Annotated in this window: 3 protein-coding genes and 1 pseudogene; 2 read left to right on the forward strand and 2 right to left on the reverse strand. The window is 39.8% G+C overall.

The window, feature by feature from the left end; all coding sequences use genetic code 11:
• Positions 1-782, reverse strand: a 782-nt coding sequence (speB, locus tag V5N63_RS03415; protein ID WP_332032840.1) for an agmatinase, incomplete at its 3' end; no start/stop codon positions are given.
• Positions 783-909: 127 nt separating this feature from the next.
• Here speB and V5N63_RS03420 point away from each other — a divergent pair.
• Both V5N63_RS03420 and V5N63_RS03425 read left to right on the forward strand, forming a co-directional pair.
• Positions 910-1,119 (forward strand): DUF5808 domain-containing protein, encoded by a 210-nt coding sequence (locus V5N63_RS03420; RefSeq protein ID WP_332032841.1) that lies wholly within the window; start codon positions 910-912, stop codon positions 1,117-1,119.
• Positions 1,120-1,176: 57 nt separating this feature from the next.
• Entirely contained in the window at positions 1,177-1,836 is a 660-nt protein-coding gene (locus tag V5N63_RS03425; protein ID WP_332032842.1) for an HAD family hydrolase, read from the forward strand.
• Between the two features lie 47 nt (positions 1,837-1,883).
• Here the strand turns inward: V5N63_RS03425 and V5N63_RS03430 are convergent.
• A pseudogene (locus V5N63_RS03430) lies at positions 1,884-2,159 on the reverse strand (arginine decarboxylase); the annotation flags it as partial.

The following is a 2,159-nucleotide window of genomic DNA, read 5'->3' on the forward strand; positions in this document are numbered from 1 at the left end:
GGCATCGGCGAATCCATTAATTCTACAATATCAAAGGCAACTACATTGCATTTTTCAAAAACTTTTTTAAGCAATTCCAACGTTGGATACCACTGCAAACCGCCCGGTTCTGGAGTTCCTGTGGAAGGCGCAATCGATGGATCAAATGCATCCAAATCGATGGTGATGTAAACATTTCCAGAAACTTTTGCAAGAACATCATCAATCCAATTTGGGTTTGTCGCGATTTCATGTGCCCAAAAACAATTTCCTTCTTGTACATATTGCATTTCCTCTATATCTCCAGAACGAATCCCGACTTGTACCAAATTATGTTTCTGACTCGCTTCAAAAACCGCACAAGCATGATTGGAAGTGCTTCCGTGAAAATCCGGACGTAAATCGGTGTGTGCATCCAGCTGAAGAACCGTAAGATTTTCAAACTTTTCGCCTACCGCGCGAATAGAACCAATAGAAACCGAATGTTCGCCACCGAATAGCGTGAATAATTTATCTTCATGACCCAGCAATTCTTTGGTTTTTTGGTAAACTGCTTCGGTCATGGCTTCAGGAGAAGAATTTTCAGATATTTCCCCGGCTAAATACACTCCTTCCAAATAGGGTTCGGTGCCGGTTTCTATGTCGTAAAGCTCCATATTTTTTGAAGCATCAAGAAAAAGTTCCGGGCCTTTGTCGGCACCTTTCCCCCAGGTTGAAGTTCCGTCGTAAGGAACGGTTACAAGCACTACTTTTGACGATTCTAACTGAGCGTTTTCTTCCGGAATTCCAGCATATGTCTGCATAGGATATTTAAATTTTTAGGTTGAATATTTAAGATTTCAAAGATAAAAAAAACGGTGGTAACTCATGGCAGTTTTCTCACACGTCCGATTTCAAAAAAAATGATAACTTTATGCAAAACTTCATGTGATGGAAACAAATAATATCGAAAACAAAAACGGAAAGTGGATTTGGGGAATTTTTTATTACAATAAAGAAGACAACAGAATTTTCCCTCCAAAAAGAATTCCCTGGATGGGCTGGACCGTGAATTTTGCGAACTGGAAATCGATAGCAGCACTCGTCGCAATGCTCATATTTTTCTATTTTATTATATTCATTATCGGAAAGTATAAGTAATAAACAGCTGTTTATAATACTTACTGCACTTTTTTTACCTTTGCGAAAATAATTGATATGCCGCTAAAAGCAGTTCTTTTCGATATGGACGGTGTGATTGTGGATACCGAACCGCTTCACCGAAAAGCTTATTTCAAAATGTTTGACGATTTGGGAATCGACGTTTCCGAAAAGCTTTACACCAGTTTCACCGGCTCATCTACGAAAAGAGTTTGCACCACTTTGGTTGAAAAATTCAATCTGGAGGTATCTCACGAAGACCTCGCCGCCATCAAAAGGAATTATTTCAAACATTATTTTGATCATGATCCGGATTTCGATTTAATCTCCGGTGTGCGAAATCTGATCGAAAATTACTATGAAAACGGCATTAAACTCGTTTTGGCTTCTTCTGCTCACATGAATACGATCAACTGGGTCTTTGAGAAATTCGGTCTTGAACAATATTTTATTGGAAAAATAAGCGGAGCCGATCTTCAGGAATCTAAACCTCATCCGGAAATTTTTGTCGTGGCCGCGGAAATGGCCGGTGAAGACAAAGAAAACTGCATGGTGATAGAAGATTCCACAAACGGAATTGAAGCTGCATCGGCTGCAGAAATTTTTTGCGTGGCTTACCAGAGTGCGCATTCAACCCATCAGGTTTATGACAAAGCCAGCCTGCTGGTTTCAGATTTTACCGATATTGAATTTGAGAAAATTTCTAAATATTTCTAATAAAATTTAAAAAAAAGTAGCAAACTCATGTTGCTCCTTTTGTTTTTTTAGTAACCTAAAAGTTTTAAAACTTCATCCGGTTTCTGCTCTTCCCGGAAGACTTCGTAGGTGAAATTCCCGTCCTCGTCTTTGTTAATGAGGATATGCCTCGGCTGCGGCATCAAACAGTGATGAACACCACCATATCCACCGATGGTTTCCTGGTATGCACCTGTGTGGAAAAACCCGATGTACAAAGGCTTTGTATCACTGAAAACCGGCAGATAAATCGCATTGGTGTGCTGCTCAGAATTGTAATAATCGTCGGAATCGCAGGTTAAGCC

Origin of the sequence: Kaistella sp., assembly GCF_032060305.1 — a bacterium.
GTDB lineage: Bacteria > Bacteroidota > Bacteroidia > Flavobacteriales > Weeksellaceae > Kaistella > Kaistella yananensis.

What these genes read in the sequence shown, in the direction of transcription:
- V5N63_RS03420 (WP_332032841.1), top strand. Translation starts at nt 910, where the DNA reads ATGGAAACAAATAATATCGAAAACAAAAACGGAAAGTGGATTTGGGGA.
- V5N63_RS03425 (WP_332032842.1), top strand. Translation starts at nt 1,177, where the DNA reads ATGCCGCTAAAAGCAGTTCTTTTCGATATGGACGGTGTGATTGTGGAT.